Origin of the sequence: Streptomyces sp. NPDC046870, assembly GCF_040704595.1 — a bacterium.
Classification (GTDB): domain Bacteria; phylum Actinomycetota; class Actinomycetes; order Streptomycetales; family Streptomycetaceae; genus Streptomyces; species Streptomyces argyrophylli.
Genome location: NZ_JBEYXM010000023.1, coordinates 100,388 through 124,453 on the forward strand (window position 1 = coordinate 100,388; position 24,066 = coordinate 124,453).

The following is a 24,066-nucleotide window of genomic DNA, read 5'->3' on the forward strand; positions in this document are numbered from 1 at the left end:
GCCCCATCAGTCCAGCCAGACATAGCCCGCGAGCCGCCCGGTGGTGCGGTCGCGGCGGTACGAGAAGTGGTCGTCCGACTCCAGCGTGCACACCGGCGCCTGCGCCCGGTCGCACACCCCGAGCCGGTCGAGCTGCGCGTGCACCCCGGCGCTCACATCGAGCGCCGGCGTGCCCCAGCTCGTCTCGGCGTGCGCCGCCGGCTCGACGGCGGCCACCTCGGCGCGCATCGCCTCGGGCACCTCGTAGCACCGGCCGCACACGGACGGACCGGTACGGGCGACGATCCGGCGCGCCTCGGCACCGAGTCCGACCATGGCGCGTACGGCGGCGAGGACGACCCCCTTGACCATGCCGGGCCGGCCCGCGTGGGCCGCGGCGACGATCCCGGCCTCGGGGTCGGCCAGCAGCACCGGCACACAGTCGGCGGTGAGCACCGCGAGGGCGAGTCCGCGCCGGGCGGTGACGATCGCGTCGACCTCCGGCACCGGCCGCTCGCCCCACGGCTCCTCCACCACGGCGACGTCGGCGCCGTGCACCTGGTTCATCCAGACGACCCGGCCGGGGTCCAGGCCGAGCGACTTGGCCGCCAGCTCCCGGTTGCCCCGGACCGCCTCGGGCACGTCGCCGACCGCGCCGCCGAGGTTCAGCTCCTCATACGGAGCGGCGCTCACCCCGCCCCACCTGTCGGTGAAGGCGAAGTGCGCGCCGCTCACGCTCTCGCGCTGTCCTATCACTTGAGGAAGTCCGGGACGTCCAGTTCCTCGGCCGCGCTGTCCGAGTAGGTCCGGGGCGCCGGCGTCACCGGCGGGGCGACCGGGATCTCCGCCACCGGCTCGGGCGCCGGCTCCGGCTCCTCCTTCGGCTTGACGCTGCCCAGCGAGCCGAAGGACGGACGGCTCGGCTCGCTCGGCCGGGCCGGAGCGGGCTCCTCGCGGCGGGCGGCGGGGGCCGGTCCGGAGGCCGCGCCGAGGACGTTGTCCCGGCGGGCGGGCGGCTGGCCGCCGTCGAAGCCCGCCGCGATCACGGTGACCCGGACCTCGTCGCCGAGGGCGTCGTCGATGACCGCGCCGAAGATGATGTTGGCCTCGGGGTGGGCGGCCTCGCTGACCAGCTGGGCGGCCTCGTTGATCTCGAACAGGCCGAGGTCGGAGCCGCCGGAGATGGAGAGCAGCACGCCACGGGCGCCGTCGATGGACGCCTCCAGCAGCGGCGAGGAGATCGCCATCTCGGCCGCGGCCACCGCACGGTCGTCGCCGCGGGCCGAGCCGATGCCCATGAGGGCGGACCCGGCCTCGGACATGACCGACTTGACGTCGGCGAAGTCGAGGTTGATCAGGCCGGGGGTGGTGATGAGGTCGGTGATGCCCTGAACACCGGAGAGCAGGACCTGGTCGGCGGACTTGAAGGCGTCCAGGACCGAGACCTGGCGGTCCGAGATGGACAGCAGCCGGTCGTTCGGGATGACGATGAGGGTGTCGACCTCTTCGCGGAGCTCGGCGATGCCGTCCTCGGCCTGGTTCGCGCGGCGCCGTCCCTCGAAGGTGAACGGGCGGGTGACCACGCCGATGGTGAGCGCGCCGAGCGAGCGCGCGATGTTGGCCACGACGGGCGCGCCGCCGGTGCCGGTGCCGCCGCCTTCACCGGCCGTCACGAAGACCATGTCGGCCCCCTTGAGGACCTCCTCGATCTCCTCGCGGTGGTCCTCGGCGGCCTTGCGGCCGACGGCCGGGTTGGCTCCGGCGCCGAGTCCGCGGGTGAGTTCGCGGCCGACGTCGAGCTTGACGTCGGCGTCGCTCATCAACAGCGCCTGTGCGTCGGTGTTGATGGCGATGAACTCGACGCCCTTGAGACCGACCTCGATCATCCGGTTGATGGCATTGACACCACCGCCGCCGACACCGATGACCTTGATGACTGCGAGGTAGTTCTGCGGTGCTGCCACGTCGAAGGCCTCTCGCCTCGAATTACGTTGTCGCCGCCGTGCGGTTGCCCCGCGCCGGGACGACGGATGCCGAATGGGACGGTCCGTAGCGCCGACCCGAACCCTAACCCTGAAGTTTAGGGTTACCAGTGTGTCTGTTCCCTGGAGTCTTCTGAACAGGACACTAAGTCGACAAGTGGCGCCCGTTCAACGAACACGCCGAACCTCCCGTTTTTCTTTTCACCCTATGTGATCAGCCGTAGCGGTGCCCAACCAGGGTGCTGGCCTGCGCGGATGTGCGTCAACTCCCCGATGACGCAGGGGCGGTGGGCACGCTGACGTCGAAGTGCCGCGCGCCGGGGGATGCTTTCATGAGAGCCGTGAGGGACCGTGCCTTGGCACGGCCCTGTTCGTCGCTGCCCCACGCGACGGTGCGGCCGCCGGCCAGCTCCAGCGTGATGTCGTCGTAGGTGCGCACGTGGACGGTCCGGGTGGCCTTCGCCACCGCGTCCGGCAGGTCCCCCGCGACCCGGACCGCCTCGCGCACCAGCCGGTCGGCGCCGAAGCGCCGGAAGCTGGCGGCGCCGGGACCCGTCCGGGACGCGGACAGTTCCAGCAGCGGAACGCCGCTCGGCGCGTGCGCGACCGTGGCGAACCGGACGCCGTCGTCGTCGACTTCGACGACGTTCCCGCCCTTTCGGATGAGCAGGACCGGAGTGCGCTCGATCACTTTCAGACCGATGCCGTGCGGCCAGGAACGAACCACGTCCACGGTGTCGATGCGGGGCAGTTTCCGGCGAAGCCGGGCTTCGATGGCGTCCGTGTCGGCGGAAATCATCGGTTTTCCGACAGGTACGGCCGCCGCCTCGCGCACCTCGGCCGGGGTCAGCACGCGCGTGCCCGACACCGAGACGCTCTCGACGCGCAGCCACGAGGAGCCGTACAGCACCCAGACACAACCGCCCCCGAGGAGCACGAGGAGGGCGACCAGGGCGACGAGCGCGCGCAGACGCCGCCGTGCCGGCCCACGGGCGGGCGGCGGGCCGGACGACTCCTGCTGGCGTTCTCCGCGCTCGGCGGTGGAGGGTCCGGCCACGCTGCTCACTGCCCTTTCGTCATACGGTCCTACCGGCGAGAGGCGATCGCCTCGTACACCATGCCGACGAGCAGGTCGTCGGCGTCCCGGCGGCCGAACTCGCTCGCCGCGCGGGACATCTCGTACAGCCGGTGCGGGTCCGCGAGCACGGGCAGCACGTTCTGCTGCACCCACTCGGGCGTCAGCTCCGCGTCGTCGACGAGGAGCCCGCCGCCGGCCTTGACCACCGGCTGGGCGTTGAGCCGCTGTTCGCCGTTGCCGATGGGCAGCGGGACGTACGCGGCCGGGAGTCCGACGGCGGAGAGTTCGGCGACGGTCATCGCGCCCGCGCGGCAGAGCATCATGTCGGCCGCGGCGTACGCGAGGTCCATCCGGTCCAGGTAACTTACCGGGATGTATGGCGGCATTCCCGGCATCTGGTGCACCTGCGGCAGTTCGTTCTTCGGGCCGACCGCGTGCAGGATCTGGATGCCGGCCTGCTGGAGCCACGGGGCGACCGCCTGCGTCACCTCGTTCAGCCGCCGGGCGCCCTGCGAGCCGCCGGAGACGAGCAGCGTGGGCAGGTTGGGGTCGAGGCCGAAGCGGTGGCGGGCCTCGGGCCGGACGGCGGCGCGGTCCAGCGTGGCGATGGAGCGGCGCAGCGGGATGCCGATGTAGCGGGCGTCACGCAGCTTGCTGTCCGGGGTGGAGACGGCGACCCGGGCCGCGTACCGCGAGCCGATCTTGTTGGCCAGGCCCGGACGGGCGTTGGCCTCGTGGATCACGATGGGCACGCCGAGGCGCTTGGCGGCCAGGTAGCCGGGCAGGGCGACGTAGCCGCCGAAGCCGACCACGCAGTCCGCCTTGGTGCGCTCCAGGATCTGCTCGGCCGCCTTGATCGTGCCACGCAGCCGGCCCGGGACGGTGATCAGCTCGGGGGTGGGCTTGCGCGGCAGGGGCACCGCCGGGATCAGCGCGAGCTCGTAGCCGCGCTCCGGGACGAGCCGGGTCTCCAGGCCGCGCTCCGTGCCCAGGGCCGTGATCCCCACGGTCGGGTCCTGCCTGCGCAGGGCGTCCGCGAGGGCGAGCGCGGGCTCGATGTGGCCGGCGGTCCCTCCACCGGCGAGTACGACATGCACCGAAATTCACCGCTCTCCGGACGAACGCGCCGCCGAGGCACGCCGTCGCATCGTGTTCCATCTCCGAGGCCCCCGCTCGGCACCGGAGCCTCCCGCCCGCTTTCTACCAAAGCGAGGTTGCCGCATCGCAAGCGCCGCCCGCGCAGCGGGCTCGTCGCGCGCGAAGGCGATCAGCAGCCCGATGGCGAACATGGTCGGCAGCAGGGCGGACCCTCCGTAGGAGAACAGCGGGAGGGGGACACCGGCGATCGGCAGCAGACCGAGCACCGCACCGATGTTGATCACCGCCTGGGCGGTGATCCAGGTGGTCACGCCTCCCGCGGCATACCTCACGAAGGGGTCCTCCGTGCGTCCGGCCACGCGGATACCCGCATAGCCTAGAGCCGCGAACAGGGCGAGCACCGACAGCGTCCCCGCCAGGCCCAGTTCCTCACCGGTGACGGCGAAGATGAAGTCGGTGTGGGCTTCCGGGAGTTGGCCCCATTTTTCCACACTCGCGCCGAGTCCGGAGCCGAAGAGTCCGCCGGAGGCCAGGGCGTAGATCCCGTGCACGGCCTGCCAGCAGTCGGCGACCCCGGCCTTGGGCTCGGTCGCGCCGATGCAGGCGAGGCGGGCCATACGGTTGGGGCTCGTCTTGATGAGCGTCACACCGATCAGGCCGGCGACGGAGAGCACGCCCGCGAACAGCCGGGTGGGGGCGCCCGCCAGCCACAGCAGGCCGAAGAGGATCGCCGTGAGGATGATCGCGGTGCCCATGTCACCGCCGAGCATGATCAGCCCGAGCAGCAGGAACGCGACCGGGACCAGCGGCACCAGCATGTGCTTCCACTGGGTCAGCAGCTTCCTCTCCTGCTTGCGGGCGATCAGGTCCGCCCCCCACAGCACCAGGGCGAGCTTGCCGAACTCGCTGGGCTGGATCTGGAAGGAGCCGCCGAGGGAGATCCAGTTCTGGTTGCCGTTGACCGCCATCCCTATCCCGGGCACCTGCACCAGGGCCATCAGGAAGACGGCGCCGGCGAGGATCGGGTAGGCGAGCGCCCGGTGCAGCTTCACCGGCATGCGGGAGGCGGCGAACAGCAGTGCCCCGCCGATCAGCGCCGCGAGGAACTGCTTGCGGAAGAAGTACGACCCGGGCAGCGACAGCTGGAGCGCGGTGATCTGGGAGGCCGAGTAGACCATCACCAGGCCCAGCACGGTGATCAGCACACTGCCGCCGACGATCAGGTAGTAGGCGGTCAGCGGCCGGTCCCAGGCCCTGCGCGCGCGCGTGTAGAGCCGTTGTACGGGGTTCTCGCGCGGGGGCCGGACCGCGGCGGAACGCGGGCGCCGGGACGCCCGCTGCACGGGTGGCCGGCCGGTACGGCTACTGGGCATCGGCGCCTCCGCTGAACGTCGACCGTCCCACGCGTCCCTCCCAAGATCCGCCCGGCAGGCGGCCGGGGTCAGGCGCCGAGTTCGCGGACCGCAGCCGCGAACGCGTCACCGCGCTGGTTGTAGTTGGTGAACATGTCCATGGAGGCGCAGGCCGGGGCCAGCAGCACCGTGTCGCCGGGCCGAGCCAGCCGCCTCGCTTCCGTCACCGCCTGGAGCATCGCCCCAGTGTCGGTCCGTTCGAGGTCGACCACGGGTACTTCCGGCGCGTGTCGCGCGAGGGCGTCCCGGATCAGGGCCCGGTCGGCACCGATCAGGACGGCACCGCGGAGCCGCTTCGCCGACTTGGCGACCAGCTCGTCGAAGGTCGCGCCCTTCGCCAGACCGCCCGCAATCCATACGATCGGTTCATATGACGCCAAAGAGGCCTCGGCGGCGTGCGTGTTGGTCGCCTTGGAGTCGTCCACGTACGCGACCCCGTCGATGTCGGCGACGTGCGAGATGCGGTGGGCGTCCGGGCGGAAGGCCCGCAGACCGTCCCGTACGGCGCTCGCGGGCACCCCGAAGGCGCGCGCGAGGGCGGCGGCGGCGAGGGCGTTGGCGATGTTGTGCGGCGCGGGCGGGTCGACGTCGGAGACCTCGGCCAGCTCCTGCGCGTTCTCGTGCCGGTTCTCGACGAAGGCCCGGTCGACCAGGATGCCGTCGACGACGCCGAGTTGGGAGGGTCCGGGCGTGCCGAGCGTGAACCCCACGGCCCGGCAGCCCTCCTCGACGTCGGCCTCGCGCACGAGGTCCTCGGTGGCCTTGTCGGCGACGTTGTAGACGCAGGCGACCTTGTTGCCCTCGTAGATACGGCCCTTGTCGCGCGCGTACGCCTCCATGGAGCCGTGCCAGTCCAGGTGGTCCGGCGCGAGGTTGAGGACGACCGCGGAGTGCGCCCGCAGGGAGGGCGCCCAGTGGAGCTGGTAGCTGGACAGCTCCACGGCGAGGACGTCGTACGGCTCCTCGCCGAGGACGGCGTCCAGCAGGGAGACGCCGATGTTGCCCACGGCGGCCGTGCGCAGGCCCGCCGCCTTCAGGATGGAGGCGAGCATCTGGACGGTCGTGGTCTTGCCGTTGGTGCCCGTCACGGCCAGCCACGGGGCCGCGTCCGGGCCGCGCAGCCGCCAGGCCAGCTCCACGTCGCCCCAGACCGGCACACCGGCCTTCCCGGCGGCGAGGAACAGCGGCTTGTCCGGCTTCCAGCCGGGCGCGGTGACGATCAGCTCGGTGCCCTCCGGCAGGGTCTCGCCGTCGCCGAGGCGCACGGTGACGCCGAGCGCCTCCAGCTCCGCGGCCTGCTCCCGCGCGCGTGCGTCGTCGCCGTCGTTGACGACCGTGACGATCGCCCCGCGCGCGTGCAGCGCCTTGGCCGCCGGGACACCGGAGACGCCGAGCCCGGCGACGGTGACGTGCTTGCCCTGGAAGTCGGAAGGCCCAGAAGGCACCGAGGAGGTCACTTGTCCGCTGCCCATCCCGCGTAGAAGAGGCCCAGTCCGACGATCACACAGATGCCCTGGATGATCCAGAATCGGACCACCACCAGGACCTCGGACCAGCCCTTGAGTTCGAAGTGGTGCTGGAGCGGTGCCATCCGGAAGACGCGCTTGCCGGTGAGCCGGAACGAGCCGACCTGGATGACGACCGACATGGTGATGAGGACGAACAGGCCGCCCATGATGGCCACCAGCAGCTCCGTGCGGGAGAGGATGGCCAGGCCGGTGAGGACACCGCCGAGGGCGAGCGAGCCGGTGTCGCCCATGAAGATCTTCGCCGGCGAGGTGTTCCACCACAGGAAGCCGAGGCAGGCACCCATCAGCGCGGAGGCGACCACGGCCAGGTCCAGCGGGTCGCGCACCTCGTAGCAGGCGCCGGGGTTGGTCAGGGTGCCCGCGTTGGCGCAGGACTCCTGGAACTGCCAGACGCCGATGAAGGTGTAGGCGCCGAAGACGAGGACGGAGGCGCCGGTGGCGAGGCCGTCCAGACCGTCGGTGAGGTTCACGCCGTTCGACATCGCGAGGATCATGAACAGCGCCCAGACGACGAACAGCACCGGGCCGATGGACCAGCCGAAGTCGGTGATGAACGACAGCTTGGTGGAGGCCGGGGTGTTGCCGCGGGCGTCGGAGAACTGCAGCGACAGCACGGCGAAGGCGATGCCGACGATCAGCTGTCCGGCCATCTTGGCCTTGGCCCGCAGGCCCAGCGAGCGCCGCTTGACGATCTTGATGTAGTCGTCGAGGAAGCCGACCAGGCCCATGCCGGCCATCAGGCCGAGGACCAGCAGCCCGGAGTAGGTGGGCGGGTAACCGGTGATGAGCTTGCTCAGGAAGTACGCGGCGATCGTCGCCAGGATGAAGGCGATACCGCCCATGGTCGGCGTACCGCGCTTGCTGGCGTGCTCGCGCGGGCCGTCGTCACGGATGTACTGGCCGTAGCCCTTGCGGGCGAGGAGCTTGATCAGCAGCGGGGTGCCGACCAGCGTCAGGAAGAGGCCAATGACTCCTGAGAACAGGATCTGCTTCATCATCGGGCGGCAACCTCACCCTCGGCACCGGTCTCGACGAGCGCCTGGGCGACGCTCTCCAGACCCACCGAACGGGACGCCTTCACGAGCACGACGTCCCCCGGGCGCAACTCGCTGCGCAACAGGTCGATCGCCGCCTGTGCGTCGGACACGTGCACCGACTCCTCACCCCACGAACCCTCGTTATATGCGCCCAATTGCAGCCAGGAGGCCTCAATCCCCCCGACGGCGACGAGCTTGCTGACGTTGAGCCGGACGGCGAGCCGTCCGACGGCGTCGTGCTCGGCGAGCGCCTCGTCCCCCAGCTCGGCCATCTTGCCGAGCACCGCCCACGTGCGGCGCCCCTTGCCCATGGCCGCGAGCGCCCTGAGGGCGGCCCGCATGGACTCGGGGTTGGCGTTGTAGGCGTCGTTGACGATGGTCACGCCGTCCGGGCGCTCGGTGACCTCCATGCGCCAGCGGGAGAGGGAGCCCGCCTCGGAGAGCGCGGTGGCGATCTCTTCCGCGGACATGCCCAGCTCATGGGCGACGGCGGCCGCGGCGAGCGCGTTCGACACGTGGTGCTCACCGTACAGGCGCATCGTCAGATCACTTGCACCGGAGGGTGTGTGAAGCCTGAAGGAGGGCTGTCCGCTGTCCGTGAGTCGTACGTTCTCGGCCCGAACGTCCGCTTCGGCCGACTCTCCGAAAAGGACCACCTTCGCCTTGGTACGGGAGGCCATGGCGCGCACCAGCGGGTCGTCGGCGTTGAGGACCGCCACGCCGCCCTCCTCGGCCGGGGGAAGCGCCTCCACGAGTTCGCCCTTGGCCTGGGCGATCTGCTCACGTCCGCCGAACTCGCCGATGTGGGCGCTGCCGACGTTGAGCACCAGGCCGATCCTCGGCGGGGTGAGACCGGTGAGGTAGCGGATGTGCCCGATGCCCCGGGCGCCCATCTCCAGCACGAGGAACCGGGTTTCCTCGGTGGCGGACAGGGCGGTCAGCGGCAGCCCGATCTCGTTGTTGAGCGAGCCGGGCGTGAACACCGTCGGCGCCTTGCGCCGGAGCACCTGGGCGATGAGGTCCTTGGTGCTGGTCTTGCCGGCCGAGCCGGTCAGGGCGACGAGGGTCGCGCCGAGCCGGCGTACGACGTGCCGGGCGAGGGCGCCGAGGGCCGTCTGGACGTCCTCGACGACGATCGCGGGAACGCCGACCGGGCGGGAGGCCAGCACGGCGACCGCGCCGGCCTCGGTCACCGCGCGGGCGTAGTCGTGGCCGTCCACGCGCTCGCCGACGAAGGCGGCGAACAGGCTGCCGGGCACCACCTCGCGGGAGTCCCGGACGACCGGTCCCGTGACCTGTACGGACGGATCCGGTATGTCGTGCGTCTGCCCGCCGACGACTTTTGCGATCTCGGCGAGGGAGAGGGCGATCACAAGTTCATCCCCTGGGTCTTCTGGATTTTCATCCCTGGGTCTTCTGGATGGCTTCGCGGAGCACCTGGCGGTCGTCGAAGGGACGGACCACGCCGGCGATGTCCTGGCCCTGCTCGTGGCCCTTGCCGGCGACCAGCACGGTGTCGCCGGCCTGGGCGCGGCCCACGGCGGCGGCGACGGCGGCGGCCCGGTCCTCGAAGAGGAGCACCTCGCCGCGCTCGTGCGCGGGCACGGAGGCCGCGCCCTGGAGCATGGTCGCGAGGATCGCCAGGGGGTCCTCGGAGCGGGGGTTGTCGGAGGTCAGTACGGCCGTGTCGGCGAGCCGGGCCACGGCGGCGCCCATCGGGGCGCGCTTGGTCTGGTCGCGGTCGCCACCGCAGCCGAGGACGACGTGCAGCCGGCCCTTGGTGACCTTGCGCAGCGCCTTGAGCACCGACTCCACGGCGTCGGTCTTGTGGGCGTAGTCGACCACCGCGAGGTAGGGCTGTCCGGCGTCGACGCGCTCCAGGCGGCCCGGGACGCCCGGGACGGCGGCGATGCCGTCGGCGGCGGTCTGCGGGTCGAGACCGGCCGCGGCGAGGGCGACGACGGCGGCGAGGGTGTTCGCCACGTTGAAGGGGCCCGGCAGCGGCGACTTGGCGTGCACGCGCTCACCGTTCGGGCCGAGGACGGTGAACGTCGAGTCCATGGGCCCGACCTGGACGTCCTGGGCGCGCCAGTCGGCGTCGGGGTGGCCCTCGGCGGAGAAGGTGACGACCGGCACGGTCGCCTCCTTCGCGAGCCGGCGGCCGTACTCGTCGTCGGCGTTGACCACGCCGAGCCTGCTGCGTCGCGGCGTGAACAGCTGTGCCTTCGCCTGGAAGTAGTCCTCCATGCCGGAGTGGAACTCCATGTGTTCCGGGCTGAGGTTGGTGAAGACGGCGATGTCGAAGACGCAGCCGTCGACCCGGCCGAGGACCAGGGCGTGGCTGGAGACCTCCATGGCGACCGCCTCGACGCCCCCTTCGCGCATGACGGCGAACAGGGCCTGGAGGTCGGTGGCTTCCGGCGTGGTGCGCTCGGACTTGATGCGCTCGTCGCCGATGCGGATCTCGACGGTGCCGATGAGGCCCGTCGAACGGGCGGTCTTCAGGCCGCCTTCCACCAGGTAGGCGGTGGTGGTCTTGCCGGAGGTGCCGGTGATGCCGATCTGGAGCAGGTCGCGGCCCGGGTGGTGGTAGATCGTGGCCGCCAGCTCTCCCATCCGGCCGCGCGGGTCCTCGACCACCAGGACGGGCAGCCCGGAGGCGGCGGCGCGCTCGGCGCCCGTGGGGTCGGTGAGCACGGCGACGGCGCCCAGGCTCGCGGCCTGGGTGACGAAGTCGGCGCCGTGCAGCCGGGCGCCCGGGAGGGCGGCGTACAGGTCACCGGGGCGGACCGCGCGCGAGTCGTGGGTGATCCCCGTGACCTCGGCGGCGGTTTCCGGCGCGGTGACACCCAGCTGGCCTGCGAGCTCCGCGAGGGGTGTGGCGGGAAGCGTCGTCGGCCGGGGCAGTCCCGGATATGTCACGGGTTGGCCCTTCTGGGTGATGGGGGACTGATCAGCGTGTGGCACGGCGGTGAGCGTACCGGGCGCACCCGCTCCGGAGCGAAGTGAGGGCCTGTGGGCGCCTTGGTTCCCGGGGTCCGGGGTGATCGTTGTCACGAGCTGGTTCCTGGTGTTTCCGAGGTGCTGATCAGGGCTTGTAGTCGACGGGCAGGTTGGCGGCCTTCGCGCCGGTCGGCGGGACCTGGAGGGTCTTCAGGGCGAACTCCATCACCTGCTTGTAGATGGGGGCGCAGATCTGGCCGCCGAAGTAGCTGCCCGAGGTGGCGTTCTGGATGGCGCAGTAGACGGTGATCCGCGGCTTGTCGGCGGGGGCGAAGCCGGCGAAGGACGACGTGTAGCCGCGGTAGCGGCCGGTGAGCGGGTCCACGCGGTTGGCCGTGCCGGTCTTGCCCGCGACCCGGTACCCCGGGATGCGCGCCTTGATGCCGGTGCCCTGGCCGTCGTCCACGACGGACTCCAGCATCTGCGCCAGGCTCCTGGCGGTCTTCTCGCTGACGACCCGTGTCCGGTCGGGCTTCGGAGCGGGGTCGAAGCGGCCGTCGGCGCCCTTGGTGCCGCGCACCAGGGTCGGCTGGACGCGGACGCCGCCGTTGGCGATGGTCGAGTACACGGAGGCGGCCTGCATCGCGTTGATGGAGAAGCCCTGGCCGAAAGGGATCGTGTACTGCTGCGAGGTGGACCACTTCTGCGGCGGCGCGAGGATGCCGGCGGTCTCGCCGGGGAAGCCGAGTCCGGTGGGGCTGCCGATGCCGAACTTGCGCAGGTAGGAGTAGAGGACCTTGTTGGCCTCGGGCTGGGTCCTGGCGAGTTCGCCGGCGGCCAGGATGGTGCCGATGTTGCTGGACTTGGCGAGCACGCCGTTGAGGGTCAGGTTCCAGGTGCCGTGGTCGACGTCGTCCTGGAAGAGCCGGTCGCCGCGGTGCAGCCGGTTGGGTACGACGACGTGGGTGAGCGGGGTGGCGACGTTCCGCTCCAGCACGGCCGCCATCGACATCACCTTCGCGGTGGAGCCGGGCTCGTAGGCGTCCTGCACGGCCGCGTTGCCCATGGCGTCGCCGTCGGCCTTGGACAGGTCGTTGGGGTCGAAGCCGGGCGAGTTGGCCATGGCCAGGATCTGGCCGGTACGGGTGTCCTGGACGATGACGTAACCCCGGTCCGCCCGGGACTTCTTCACCTGCTCGCTGATCGCGTTCTGGGCGGCCCACTGGATGTCGCGGTCGATGGTCAGCTCGACGTCGGAGCCGGGCACGGCGGGGGTCTCGGTGGACCCGGCCGTCGGCACCTGGCGCCCGCCGGCCTGGGCGTAGCGGACCTTGCCGTCCTTCCCGGACAGCTGTTTGTCCAGCTGCTGCTCGATGCCGCCGCCGCCCTGGCCGTCGGCGTTGACCCAGCCCAGTATCCCGGCGGCCAGGTCGCCGTTGGGGTACACGCGCTGGCTGCTGGGGTCCGCGAAGACACCGGCCAGCACGTTGACGGTGGTGTGGTCCGTCTCCGACTTGTTGCTGAGCGCGGTCTTCAGGTCCTTGATCTGCTTCCAGACCTGCGGGGTCTGCCGGGTGGCGAGCCGGGTGTAGCGGGAGTTCTTGTTCGCGGGGCGCAGCTTCCTGACGAGCGTGGCCTGGTCCTGGCCGAGGATCGGCGCGAGCAGGGCGGCGGCCTTCTCCGGGCCGTCGGAGATCCGCAGCTGCGTGCGGCCGAACATCGTCGGGTCGGCCGTGATGTCGTACGCGTCCTCGCTGACGGCGAGGGCGACGCCGTTGCGGTCGGTGATCTCGCCGCGCTCGGCGGCCAGGGTGTGCACCACGTACCGGTTCTGCTCGGCCCGCGCCGTGTAGGAGCTCGCGTCGACGGCCTGGACCTGGAGCAGCCGCACCACGAAGGCGAGCAGCACCAGGGTCAGGGCGAGGCTGACCAGCCGCAGCCGGGGCCGGGGGCTGCCGAGCCGGAGCGGGCGCGACACCGGGGGCCGGGCACCGGCGGAGCGGCGGACCGGCCGGGCAGCGGGCGCGGGCTGCCGCCGGACGGCACCCCGCGGCCGGGGAGGCTTGGCGGGCCCGGGCACGCGGCGGCGCGGCGGTTGCCTGTCGGACACTTCCGTCACCTGCCGGGGGTCGGGGTGGGCTGGGGGATCGAGCGCGGCGTCATCGCGCCGGCCGGGGCCGGCGTCCGGGCCGCACGCCGAAAGGCGACCGGACAACGGCGCCCCGCGCGCGGGGCCGCCGGCCGTCCCTGACACCCGGACCGGCCGCCGCCACCGCGGCGCGGCACCTTCCGGGCCGGCCGGCGACGGGCGCGCGGCGACGGGCACGAGGAGCCGTGTCCGCCCGGTGCCGGCGGGCCGGAGCGGGCGGGCCCGGGCACGCGGCGGCGCGGCGGTTGCCTGTCGGACACTTCCGTCACCTGCCGGGGGTCGGGGTGGGGAGGGACTGGAGGGTGGCGGGCGGAGCGGGGGGCGCGGCTGCCGGGTCGCCCGGCGGCTGGGGCGGCACGGCGGGGGCCGGGGCGGCGGGCGGGGCCGTGGGGAGGGTGGCGCCGGCCGGGGTCATCGGCCCGGAGGCGGCCGGGGTGAGCGGCCCGGGGCCGGCCGGGGCCGTGAGGGCGGCGGGCTCGGGCGCGGCGACGCCGGGAACGCCCTTGACGGTGCCGTCGGGGCCGAGGAAGGCCGGGTCACCACCGGGGACCATGCCGAGTTCGCGGGCGCGGCGCTGCAGGGCGTCCGGGGACGAGTAGGCGTCGATGTCGCGCTGGAGGGCCTGTTCCTCGTCGGTGAGGCTCTTCGTCCGCTTCTGCAGGTCGGCGAGTTCGAACGAGCCCTCGCTGAGCGCGGAGTTCAGCACCAGCAGCCCGATGAGGCCGCCGCCGAGGAGCACGACGACGAGCAGGACGAACGGGGTGCGGGCCGCCTGGGCGCGGCCGGCCGGGAAGAGCCGGGCCAGCCGGGCGGCCCTCCCCTTCAGCTCGGGTTTCCTGCTCACTGCTCCCCCGGTGCGTGCGGGACACCGCTCCCCCGGTGGGCGGGGGAACCCTTCCGACCCGTCTCGCTCACTCGACGTCCTCCCGGATGCGCTCGGCACCCCGCAGTCTGGCCGGCGCGGCCCGGCGGTTCTCGGCGATCTCTTCCTCGGTGGGAAGTTCGGCACCACGGGTGAGCAGCTTGAGCCGCGGCTGGTACCGCTCGGGCACGACGGGCAGCCCGGGCGGCGCGGTGGTGGCGGCCCCGGCCGCGAACACCTGCTTGACGAGGCGGTCTTCGAGCGAGTGGTACGACAGCACGGCGATGCGCCCGCCGACGTCCAGGGCCTTCACGGCGGCCGGGATCGCCCGCTCCAGGACCGACAGTTCGCCGTTGACCTCGATGCGCAGCGCCTGGAAGGTGCGCTTGGCCGGATTGCCGCCGGTGCGCTTGGCGGCCTGCGGCAGCGCGTCCCGGATGAGTTCCACCAGCCGCGCGCTGTTGCTGAACGGCTCCTTCTCCCGCTCCCGGACGATCGCGGCGACGATCCGCTTGGCCTGCTTCTCCTCGCCGTACGCCCGCAGGATCCGCACGAGTTCGCCGGCCGGGTAGGTGTTGAGGACCTCGGCGGCGCTGATCCCGGTCGTCTGGTCCATGCGCATGTCCAGGGGCGCGTCCTGCGCGTAGGCGAAGCCCCGGCCGGCCTCGTCCAGCTGCATGGAGGAGACGCCGAGGTCGAACAGCACACCCTGCACGCGCGCGATGCCGAGCCGGTCCAGCACCTCGGGCAGCTCGTCGTACACGGCGTGCACGAGGGTGGCGCGGTCCCCGTGGGCGGCCAGCCGCTCACCGGACAGCCGCAGCGCCTCCTTGTCCCGGTCGAGGCCGATCAGCCGCACCCCGGGGAACCGGACGAGCAGCGCCTCACTGTGCCCGCCGAGGCCGAGGGTGCAGTCGACGACCACCGCGCCCGGCTGCTCCAGGGCGGGCGCCAGCAGATCCAGGCACCGCTGGAGCATCACCGGGACGTGTCGACTCTGGCTCAAGGGGGCCTCTCAGGATCCGGCGCAGGATACGCACCGCCGCGGGTCCCCGCCAGCTCGTGAAGGGACGGCCTGCCGGCGCCGGAAGCGTCAGCCGACCGGGAGCGGGAGGAGGCCGAGCCGTACGTACGCGCCGCGCGCGTGGGGAGACGGCCCGGGCGCATGCCGGGGTCTCCGGGGGTTTCACCAGCGGGAAGAGCCACGCCTCCCGCTTCGCGCCACTTTAGTCCACCCTGTCTCGCGGTCAATCAACCGGCCTGCGCGTCGCGCACCGCGCACGGGCCGGAGCGGTCATTCGAACGGATTCATCCGTCCGGTCGGGTTCGCCCTCCGTGTGGGTTAGCTCACAACACGCCACGATGGCGATTTTTGTCCCCTCTCACAACACGCCGGAACCCCGGGTGACCAGTAACGTCGTCAGCATGACGACTTCTGCAGCAGTGCCCACTGGATCCGAAGGCGCCATACCGGCCGGAGACACCGTGACCGACCGTCTCGTGGACGCCAACCGGCGGTACGCCGAGGCGTTCACGGATCCCGGCATGGACGCCAGCCCCGTTCTGCACGTCGCCGTCGTCGCGTGCATGGACGCCCGCCTCGACCTGCACAAGGCCCTCGGCCTGCAGCTCGGCGACTGCCACACGATCCGCAACGCGGGCGGTGTGGTCACCGACGACGTCATCCGGTCGCTGACCATCAGCCAGCGCAAGCTCGGCACCCGCAGCATCGTGCTCATCCACCACACCGGCTGCGGCCTGGAGGCGCTCACCGAGGACTTCCGCACCGAGCTGGAGATGGAGGTCGGCCAGCGGCCGTCCTGGGCGGTGGAGTCCTTCCACGACGTGGACCAGGACGTGCGCCAGTCCATGCAGCGGGTGCGCACCTCGCCGTTCCTGCTGCACACCGACGACGTCCGCGGCTTCGTCTTCGACGTGCGCACCGGTCTGCTGCGCGAGGTCGACCCGGCCTGATCCGGGGGGCCGGGCCACCGCCCCGGTACGCGTTCGGCCGTCCCCGTATCGAAAACGCGGTCGAAAAGTCGTAAGACCGGCATCGTGCGGGCAGTTGTCCACAGGCGAGTGACACGAATCGGTAACGGCAGCAAGAATGCGGGGTGTGACGTCACGCGGAACTTTTCCCGCGTGGTGTCCGTGTTTCGGGGTGGGCCGGTTTCGCACGAGAGCGTCGGCCCGGAAAGAACGGGCCGAGGAGGGCCGGGTGACGACCTATGACGATCGAGCGAGCCTCACTGAGCTGACCGCCACGGTGGAACGGGTGCGCGGTTCGGTGGAAGGCGTGATCGAGGGCAAGCCCGAGGTCGTACGACTCGCGCTGACCGTGCTGCTCGCCGAGGGCCACCTGCTGATCGAGGACGTCCCCGGGGTGGGCAAGACGATGCTCGCCAAGGCCCTGGCGCGGTCCATCGACTGCTCGGTGCGGCGCATCCAGTTCACACCGGACCTGCTGCCCTCGGACATCACGGGCGTGTCCATCTGGGACCAGCAGCGCCGGGACTTCGAGTTCAAGCCGGGCGCCATCTTCGCGCAGATCGTGATCGGCGACGAGATCAACCGCGCCTCGCCCAAGACCCAGTCCGCGCTGCTGGAGTCGATGGAGGAGCGGCAGGTCACCATCGACGGGCAGACGTACGAACTGCCCAGTCCCTTCATGGTGGTGGCCACCCAGAACCCGGTCGAGATGGAGGGCACCTACCCGCTGCCCGAGGCCCAGCGCGACCGCTTCATGGCCCGCGTCTCCGTCGGCTACCCGAGCGTGGAGGCCGAGTTGCAGATGCTCGACGTCCACGGCGGGGTCAGCCCGCTGGAGGACCTCCAGCCGGTGGCGCACGCGCACGAGATCGTGAAGCTGGTCGAGGCGGTCCGCGGGGTGCACGTCGCCGAGCCGGTCCGGCGCTACGCGGTCGAACTGGTCGCCGCCACCCGCACCCACCCCGACCTCAGACTCGGCGCCTCCCCGCGCGCGACGCTGCACCTGCTGCGCGCGGCCAAGGCGTCCGCGGCCCTCGCCGGCCGGGAGTACGCGCTGCCGGACGACGTCCAGGCGCTCGCCGTCGCCGTCCTCGCCCACCGTCTGCTGCCCACCGTCCAGGCCCAGCTCAACCGCCGCACGGCCGAGCAGGTGGTGCTGGAGATCCTCCAGCACACCCCGGTGCCCACCGCCCAGCCCCCGGCCCCGCAGAACGGCTTCGGCGGTCTCGGCCGTGGCGTCCCGGCCTATCCCCAGCAGCCCCCGCGGGGTCTGTGATGAGCTCCGGGGGGGCCGGGCCGGCGGAGGCCGACCGCGGGGAGGCGGGCGGGATCCGTACGGCCCTGGCGGGCCTCACCACCCGGGGCCGCTCCTTCCTCGCCGCCGGGATCGCCGCCGCGATCTGCTCGTTCGTGCTGGGCCTGAGCGAGCTGCTGCGGGTCGGCCTGCTGCTCGCCGTGCTGCCCCTGCTCTGCGCGGCCGTGCTGTACCGCACGCGCTACCGGGTCGCCGCGAGCCGCCGTCTCGCCCCCGCGCGCGTTCCCGCCGGCAGCGAGGCGCGGGTGCATCTGCGCATGGACAACGTCTCCCGGCTGCCCACCGGCCTGCTGATGCTCCAGGACCGGGTGCCGTACGTCCTCGGGCCCCGGCCGCGCTTCGTGCTGGACCGGGTCGAGCCGGGCGGCCGCCGCGAGGTGTCCTACCGGGTCCGCTCGGACCTGCGGGGCCGCTATCCGCTCGGCCCGCTCCAGCTGCGGCTCACCGATCCCTTCGGCATGTGCGAGCTGACCCGCTCCTTCTCGACGTACGACACCCTGACGGTGATCCCGCGCGTGGAGCCGCTCTCCCCGGTCCGCTTCGGCGGCGAGGCCACGGGGTACGGCGAAGGCCGGCAGCGTTCGCTGGCCCTCGCCGGCGAGGACGACGTCATCCCGCGCGGCTACCGCTACGGCGACGACCTGCGCCGGGTGCACTGGCGGTCCACCGCGCGCTACGGCGAACTGATGGTGCGCCGCGAGGAGCAGCCACGGCGCTCCCGGTGCACCGTGCTCCTGGACACCCGCGGCGGCGCCTACGAGGGTGCGGGCCCGGACTCCGCCTTCGAGTGGGCCGTCTCCGGTGCCGCCTCCGTGCTGGTGCACATGCTGGAGCGCGGCTTCTCGGTACGGCTGCTGACCGACACCGGCAGCGCGGTGCCCGGCGAGGGCGCCGACGGGTTCGCGGGCACCGGCCAGGAGACGGCGGACGCGGCCGGGCTGATGATGGACACCCTCGCGGTGATCGACCACTCCGACGGCACCGGGCTGTCCCGCGCGTACGACGTGCTGCGCGGGGGCAACGAGGGGCTGCTGATCGCCTTCCTCGGCGACCTGGACGAGGAGCAGGCCACGACGGTCGCCAAGATGAGCCGGCGCAGCGGCGGCGCCGTCGCCTTCGTGCTGGACCCCGACACCTGGACCCGGGAGGCGACCGACGTGCCCCGCCCGGGCGACCGGCACGAGCAGCGGCTGCGGATGCTGCGCGAGGCGGGCTGGACGGCCCTGAGCGTGCCGCGCGGCGCCTCGGCCGACGAACTGTGGCGGCGGGCGGACCGGGAGCGCTCCGGGCTGACCGGCGTGACCGGGGAGGCACGGTGATGAGCGGGCGGGCACGACTGGCACTGTGCGCGGCGGCGGCCACCCTGATGGCCTCCTGCGCGCTGCTGCCGCTGGTCACCGAGCCGACCTGGCTGCTGCAACTGGTCCCGCTGGTCGCGATCCAGACCGGAGTCGGGGCGGCCGCCCGGCGGGTGCCGCTGGGGCGGACGCTGACCGTGGCGGCGCAGACGCTGGTCACCCTGATGCTGCTGACCCTGGTCTTCGCCCGGGGGCACGCGCTCCTCGGGCTGATCCCCGGCCCGGACACGTTCCGGTACTTCGCCGGCCTGCTCCAGCAGGGCTCGGACGACGTCAGCCGGTACGCGACACCGGCACCGGTCACCGACGGCATCAAGCTGATGCTGATCGGCGGCGCGCTGGTGATCGGCCTGCTGGTGGACACGCTCGCGGTGACGCTGCGCAGCGCGGCCCCGGCCGGGCTGCCGCTGCTCGCGCTGTACTCGGTGGCCGCCGGCCTGTCCGGCGGCGGCGCGGACTGGCTGTGGTTCCTGGTGGCGGCGGCCGGCTATCTGATGCTGCTGCTCGCGGAGGGCCGGGACCGGCTCGCGCAGTGGGGCCGGGTCTTCGGCGGCGCGCCCCGCACCCCGGGCGGCCCGGAGGGCGCCGTGGCACCGCTGCGCACCGGACGCCGGATCGGCGCGGTGGCGCTCGGCGTGGCCCTGGTGGTGCCGCTCGCCCTGCCCACGATCAACGGCGGCCTGCTGGACGCCGCGGGCGCCGGTGTGGGGGTAGGGGGCGGCAACGGGGGCACGATCTCGGCGGTCAACCCGCTGGTGTCCCTGCGCGACAACCTCAACACGAACGACGACCGCCAGGTGCTGACGCTGCGGACGGACACGAACGACATCTCGGACCTGTACCTGCGGATCGTCTCCCTGGACGACTTCGACGGCACCACCTGGAAGCCGGCCCAGCGGCACGTCGTCGGCGTCCCGGACAAGCTCCCCACACCCGTCGGCCTGGTGTCGGACGTCGACCGCGGCAAGGTGACGACGACCGTCACGGCGGCGGACTGGTACGCGCAGGACTGGCTGCCGATGCCCTACCCGCCGAGCGATGTGAAGATCAGCGGCCGGTGGCGGTACGAGCCCGTCGGGATGACCCTCGTCGGCGACCACGGCCAGACCACGCGCGGCGAGACCTACCAGGTGACCAGCCTGGACGTGCGGCCGACGGCGGAACAGCTGGCCGCCGCGCCGCAGCCGCCGGCCGCCCTGCGGCGCGAGTACACCAAGGTGCCGCCCTCGCTGCCGAAGGTGGTGGCCCGCACCGCGCAGGAGATCACGGCGGGCGCGAGCAGTCACTACGAGCAGGCCGTGAAGCTCCAGGACTGGTTCGCGGTCAACGGGGGCTTCCAGTACGACACCTCGGTGGAGGTGGGCCGGGGGCCCGGCGCCATAGCGAACTTCCTGAAGAAGAAGCAGGGCTTCTGCGTCCACTTCTCCTTCGCGATGGCAGCGATGGCACGCACCCTCGGCATCCCGGCCCGGGTCGCGGTGGGCTTCGCGCCCGGCACCCCGCAGGCCGACGGCACGGTCGCGGTGAGCCAGAAGGACGCGCACGCGTGGCCCGAGCTGTACTTCGAGGGCGTGGGCTGGACCCGCTTCGAGCCGACCCCGACCCGGGGCACCACGCCGTCGTACACCCAGTCGGACACGCCGGGCAGCTCGCTGCCGGACGAGGCGCTGCCGTCCAAGGGGGCGTCCTCGCAGCCCTCGGCCGCGGCCTCGCCGAGCGAGAGCTGCGCCGGTGAGCTGCGCAGGCTCCAGGCCTGCGGCAGCGCGTCCGCTGCGGCGGTCCCGGTCCACGAGGACGGCGGCGACGGCTGGTGGCGGTGGCCGCTGACCGGGCTGGGCGCGCTGCTGGTCCTGGCGGTTCCGCTGTCGCCGCTGCTGTGGCGGGAGCGGATGCGCGGGCGCCGGCTGGGCGGGCACGACCGGACGCCGGGGGGCGCGGCGGCGCACACCCTGGCGGCCTGGCAGGAGCTGACCGACAGCGCCTGGGACCACGGCATCGCGCCGGACGAGTCGCTGACTCCGCGCAAGGCCGCCGACCGGATCGTGCGGCTCGGCCATCTCGATCCGGCGGCCGGGGCCGCCGTGCACCGGGTGGCGGACGCGGTGGAGCAGGTGCTGTACGCGCCCGCCCCGCGCCCGGCCGCGGGAACGGCACAGGACGTACGCCGGGTGACCGAGGGGCTGCGGGCCACGGTGAGCACCGGGACGCGGTTGCGGGCGCGGTTCCTGCCGCGCTCCTCGGTCCGGGTGCTGTGGACGCTGTCGGCCCGCTGGTCAGCCCTGCGCACCCGCCTCACGGCGGCCCGCCCGACCCTGCGCCGTCCGTCCGGGCAGCGAAGCTGAAACCGCGGCGCCGTCCGTGCGGGCAGCGCAGCACGGACGGCACGACCGGCGCGGGCGATACCGGTCGGCATGGGCTGACGCGAGGGTGAACGCCCCGACGTGGAGCCAGGCTCGGACGACACCGGGCCGGGCGCGCGGGCCGACGCGAAGGGGAACGCAGCCAGCACGGGGCCGGGCACGGGCGACACGGCTGGCATGGGCTGAACGCGCCCGACGCGAGGCCAGGCTCGGACGACACCGGGCCGGGCGCGCGGGCCGACGCGAAGGGGAACGCAGCCAGCACGGGGCCGGGCTCGGGCCATGCAGGGTTGGGCGCGCGGGCCGACGCGAGGGGAGCGCGCGGGCTGACGCAAGTGCGAACGTGGTCGCGTCGGCGGAACGTTCGCGGTGTCGACGCGCGCGGCGCGGCTGGACGAGGCCGGTGTGGGCGGCGTGGCTCAGCGGCAGCGCGGCTCGCGCCGAGGGCCCGGGCACGCGTGAGGGGCGGCCACCGGCTGGTGGCCGCCCCTCACGGATGTCTGCGGTCCGGCGCCGTGGGAGGCGCGGCGCGGTCAGTGACCCTGTTCGTCCCGGCGGCGCTGCCAGCGCTGCTCGATCCGGTCCATCATGGAGCGCTTCGGCCGTGCCTGGCGGCGCGGGCCGCCCGGGGGCTGCTCACCCGGCTTCGGCGCCTTGCGCCAGCCGGTGACGGCGAGCACGGCACAGCCCAGCATGACGAGGAAACCCACCACGCTGACCCAGATCAACTGCGCGACCATTCCGGCCATGAGGAGCGCGATACCCGCGAGGAAGCCTGCGACCGCCTGGTAGACCCGCCGCCGGGTGTACGTCCGCAGCCCGTTTCCCTCAAGCGCCGACGCGAACTTGGGGTCTTCGGCGTACAGCGCTCGCTCCATCTGCTCAAGCATTCGCTGCTCGTGCTCAGAGAGCGGCACGGAGTCCTCCTCATCGTGCAGTCGCCGGGGGCGACCCGGGGGGTCCCTTCAGGATAGGCAGGGAATCGCCCCCGTGAAACCCGCCCCTCTACGCCAATTGGCCAACCGGAGTCCGTCATGGCCGTCCGACTCGCTGAGGCTTCCATTCCCCGGCGGCCGACCCGTCATGCCGGGCGGTGTACCTCGATCATACGGCGCAAACCCCACGATCGGGCGGCTTGTGGCGTACTCCATCCGCGCACGAGGCGCTGATCAGCGGCTCGTGCCGGCCGTGCGCCCCCCGTCCCCGGATGCGCTCGCGTGCCGAGGGTGATCTCAGGCCTCGCGAGGACCCGCGGTCTCACCGAGCACATGGAGCTGGGTGGCGACGGAGTGGAACGCGGGCAGCTCGGCCGCCGCGGCCTCCAGCTTCAGCAGCGCGTCGAGGGCACCGGGCTCGGTGTCCACCAGCACCCCGGGGACCAGGTCGGCGAAGACGCGCACGCCGTGCACCGCACCGACCCGCAGACCCGCGCCCTCGACCAGCGCGGTGAGCTGCTCGGCGGTGAAGCGACGGGGCACCGGATCGCCGGCGCCCCAGCGGCCGTCGGGGTCCTGGAGCGCCTGCCGGGCCTCGGTGAAGTGGCCGGCCAGGGCGCGGGCGAGGACGGCACCGCCGAGGCCGGCCGCGAGCAGGCTGAGGAGGCCCTCGGGGCGCAGCGCGGCGACCGCGTTGCGGATGCCCTCGGCCGGGTCGTCCACGTACTCCAGGACGCCGTGGCACAGGACGGCGTCGTAGCCGCCGCGCTCGACCACGTCGAACAGACCGTGCGCGTCGCCCTGGACCCCCTTGACCCGGTCGGCCACACCGGCCTCGGTGACGCGGCGCTCCAGCGCGAACAGCGCGTTGGGGCTGGGGTCGACCACGGTGACGCGGTGGCCGAGGCGGGCGAGGGGCACGGCGAACCTGCCGCTGCCGCCTCCGGTGTCCAGGACGTCCAGCGACTCCCGGCCGGTGGCCTTGACCCGGCGGTCCAGGGCGTCCTGCAGGACCTCCCAGACCACCGCCGTGCCGAGAGAGGCGCGGGGACGGGAGGGGTCGGAGCGCGGCGACGTCGTCCGGGGGTGATGGTGGGAGACGGGCGGGCGCATCGGGTCCGACACGGCAGTTGACTCCTCGGCGGGGCGGGACTTCAGGCGATGTCCACCCTATTGCCTCCACGCCGTGCCTGGTCACCGCGACGACGCCGGGCCACGCGCGCCTCTCCGGGGGGCGTCGTGGCCGTCCCGCGTCCGGTCAGCCCGCGTCCGGCAGATCGCCTCCCGGACCGGCTCCCCTCCCCCGGCCGCCTCCCCTCCTCGGGCCTTCACCGCCGCTGCCGGCTCCGTCGTCGACGGCGGCGGTGTCACCGGCGGAGTCCTGGCGGGGCTGGGGCAGGACCGGCTGGAGGACCAGCATCCGCTCCACGATGCGGAGGAACATCTCCACGTCGCGTATCAGGTCGTCCGCGTCCCGCTGCCCGGCCGCTCCCCGGATGCCCGCCTCGGCACGGGCCCGGCGCGCGGCGCCGGAGGCGAACAGCGCGCTCCACTCGGTCAGTTCCGGGGCGATCTCGGGGAGCACCTCCCAGGCGCTGCGGATACGGGCCCGGCGGCGCGGGGAGGTCTCGGGCCGGCCCCGGGCGGCGAGCACGGCGGCGGCGGTGCGCAGGGCGGCGAGGTGGGCCGTCGCATAGCGCTCGTTCGGCGTCTCCAGGACGGTGGCCTCCTCCAGTCCGGCACGGGCCTGGGCGAGCAGGTCGAGGGCGGCGGGCGGGGCCGTGGCCCGGCGGAGCACGGGGTGTACGTCGCTCGCCGGGCCGGTCAGTGAGGGGGCAGGGCCGGTGGCGCGGCGCCGGCGGGCGGCGGCTGCGGACGAGTGGGCCATGACGAACCTCCTGTCGTCTGGGTGACGGCACGAATGCCGTATGTGCCCATCGTGCGGTATGCCACTGACAATCCGTTCTGACCTGCGCTTTTGCCTCGATCGTAGGTTCGGGCGTATTTTTGCACTGACCAGTCAGTTCAATTACGGCC

Annotated in this window: 19 protein-coding genes; 4 read left to right on the forward strand and 15 right to left on the reverse strand. The window is 72.9% G+C overall.

Annotated features, from left to right (window positions below):
- Window positions 1–6: 6 nt before the first annotated feature.
- The 12 genes from pgeF to rsmH form a co-directional block, all read right to left on the reverse strand.
- The gene (gene pgeF, locus AB0946_RS33370; protein ID WP_366764427.1) at window positions 7–735 is read right to left on the reverse strand and encodes a peptidoglycan editing factor PgeF; all 729 of its coding nucleotides are present in this window, start codon (window positions 733–735) and stop codon (window positions 7–9) included.
- Complete coding sequence (gene ftsZ / locus AB0946_RS33375) at window positions 732–1,943, reverse strand: cell division protein FtsZ (protein ID WP_366764428.1); 1,212 nt, start codon at window positions 1,941–1,943, stop codon at window positions 732–734. Before ftsZ ends, pgeF begins: the two co-directional genes overlap by 4 nt.
- Before the next feature lie 280 nt (window positions 1,944–2,223).
- Window positions 2,224–3,018 carry an FtsQ-type POTRA domain-containing protein gene (locus tag AB0946_RS33380; RefSeq protein WP_366764429.1) on the reverse strand — a complete coding sequence of 265 codons (795 nt, stop codon included), beginning with the start codon at window positions 3,016–3,018 and terminating at the stop codon, window positions 2,224–2,226.
- A gap of 29 nt (window positions 3,019–3,047) precedes the next feature.
- Window positions 3,048–4,136 carry an undecaprenyldiphospho-muramoylpentapeptide beta-N-acetylglucosaminyltransferase gene (gene murG, locus AB0946_RS33385; protein ID WP_171157169.1) on the reverse strand — a complete coding sequence of 363 codons (1,089 nt, stop codon included), beginning with the start codon at window positions 4,134–4,136 and terminating at the stop codon, window positions 3,048–3,050.
- A gap of 6 nt (window positions 4,137–4,142) precedes the next feature.
- Window positions 4,143–5,510, reverse strand: coding sequence for a putative lipid II flippase FtsW (gene ftsW, locus AB0946_RS33390; protein WP_366764430.1), 1,368 nt, complete (start codon window positions 5,508–5,510; stop codon window positions 4,143–4,145).
- A 68-nt stretch (window positions 5,511–5,578) separates the two neighbouring features.
- Window positions 5,579–7,021, reverse strand: a complete 1,443-nt coding sequence (murD, locus tag AB0946_RS33395) for a UDP-N-acetylmuramoyl-L-alanine--D-glutamate ligase (RefSeq protein ID WP_366764431.1) — start codon at window positions 7,019–7,021, stop codon at window positions 5,579–5,581.
- Complete coding sequence (gene mraY, locus AB0946_RS33400; protein ID WP_366751504.1) at window positions 7,003–8,073, reverse strand: phospho-N-acetylmuramoyl-pentapeptide-transferase; 1,071 nt, start codon at window positions 8,071–8,073, stop codon at window positions 7,003–7,005. The genes murD and mraY overlap by 19 nt, the downstream gene beginning before the upstream one ends.
- On the reverse strand, window positions 8,073–9,488 hold the full coding sequence (gene murF, locus AB0946_RS33405; RefSeq protein ID WP_366764432.1) for a UDP-N-acetylmuramoyl-tripeptide--D-alanyl-D-alanine ligase: 1,416 nt from the start codon (window positions 9,486–9,488) through the stop codon (window positions 8,073–8,075). The genes mraY and murF overlap by 1 nt, the downstream gene beginning before the upstream one ends.
- A gap of 28 nt (window positions 9,489–9,516) precedes the next feature.
- Window positions 9,517–11,172 carry a UDP-N-acetylmuramoyl-L-alanyl-D-glutamate--2,6-diaminopimelate ligase gene (locus AB0946_RS33410; protein WP_366764433.1) on the reverse strand — a complete coding sequence of 552 codons (1,656 nt, stop codon included), beginning with the start codon at window positions 11,170–11,172 and terminating at the stop codon, window positions 9,517–9,519.
- Between the two features lie 31 nt (window positions 11,173–11,203).
- Window positions 11,204–13,168: a penicillin-binding transpeptidase domain-containing protein gene (locus AB0946_RS33415; protein WP_366764434.1), complete on the reverse strand. Its 1,965-nt coding sequence runs from the start codon at window positions 13,166–13,168 to the stop codon at window positions 11,204–11,206.
- A gap of 304 nt (window positions 13,169–13,472) precedes the next feature.
- A complete protein-coding gene (locus tag AB0946_RS33420; protein WP_366764435.1) occupies window positions 13,473–14,051 on the reverse strand; it encodes a septum formation initiator family protein in 579 nt (192 codons plus the stop codon).
- A 67-nt stretch (window positions 14,052–14,118) separates the two neighbouring features.
- A complete protein-coding gene (rsmH, locus tag AB0946_RS33425) occupies window positions 14,119–15,075 on the reverse strand; it encodes a 16S rRNA (cytosine(1402)-N(4))-methyltransferase RsmH (RefSeq protein ID WP_366764436.1) in 957 nt (318 codons plus the stop codon).
- A gap of 419 nt (window positions 15,076–15,494) precedes the next feature.
- On the opposite strand from rsmH, the gene AB0946_RS33430 reads away from it, so the two are divergent.
- The 4 genes from AB0946_RS33430 to AB0946_RS33445 all read left to right on the forward strand — a co-directional run bounded on the left by AB0946_RS33430 (window position 15,495) and on the right by AB0946_RS33445 (window position 21,076).
- Window positions 15,495–16,043 carry a carbonic anhydrase gene (locus AB0946_RS33430; RefSeq protein WP_366764437.1) on the forward strand — a complete coding sequence of 183 codons (549 nt, stop codon included), beginning with the start codon at window positions 15,495–15,497 and terminating at the stop codon, window positions 16,041–16,043.
- A 247-nt stretch (window positions 16,044–16,290) separates the two neighbouring features.
- Window positions 16,291–17,337 (forward strand): MoxR family ATPase, encoded by a 1,047-nt coding sequence (locus tag AB0946_RS33435; protein WP_366764439.1) that lies wholly within the window; start codon window positions 16,291–16,293, stop codon window positions 17,335–17,337.
- Window positions 17,337–18,695 (forward strand): DUF58 domain-containing protein, encoded by a 1,359-nt coding sequence (locus tag AB0946_RS33440; RefSeq protein WP_366764440.1) that lies wholly within the window; start codon window positions 17,337–17,339, stop codon window positions 18,693–18,695. The genes AB0946_RS33435 and AB0946_RS33440 overlap by 1 nt, the downstream gene beginning before the upstream one ends.
- Window positions 18,695–21,076 carry a DUF3488 and transglutaminase-like domain-containing protein gene (locus tag AB0946_RS33445; protein WP_366764442.1) on the forward strand — a complete coding sequence of 794 codons (2,382 nt, stop codon included), beginning with the start codon at window positions 18,695–18,697 and terminating at the stop codon, window positions 21,074–21,076. The genes AB0946_RS33440 and AB0946_RS33445 overlap by 1 nt, the downstream gene beginning before the upstream one ends.
- A 551-nt stretch (window positions 21,077–21,627) precedes the next feature.
- Here the strand turns inward: AB0946_RS33445 and AB0946_RS33450 are convergent.
- From AB0946_RS33450 to AB0946_RS33460, 3 genes are all read right to left on the reverse strand, one after another.
- Window positions 21,628–22,011, reverse strand: a complete 384-nt coding sequence (locus AB0946_RS33450) for a DUF3040 domain-containing protein (protein ID WP_366764443.1) — start codon at window positions 22,009–22,011, stop codon at window positions 21,628–21,630.
- A 315-nt stretch (window positions 22,012–22,326) separates the two neighbouring features.
- Window positions 22,327–23,154 carry a methyltransferase gene (locus AB0946_RS33455; RefSeq protein WP_366764444.1) on the reverse strand — a complete coding sequence of 276 codons (828 nt, stop codon included), beginning with the start codon at window positions 23,152–23,154 and terminating at the stop codon, window positions 22,327–22,329.
- 133 nt (window positions 23,155–23,287) lie between these two features.
- Window positions 23,288–23,917, reverse strand: a complete 630-nt coding sequence (locus tag AB0946_RS33460) for an SAV_6107 family HEPN domain-containing protein (RefSeq protein ID WP_366764445.1) — start codon at window positions 23,915–23,917, stop codon at window positions 23,288–23,290.
- Between the last annotated feature and the right edge of the window lie 149 nt (window positions 23,918–24,066).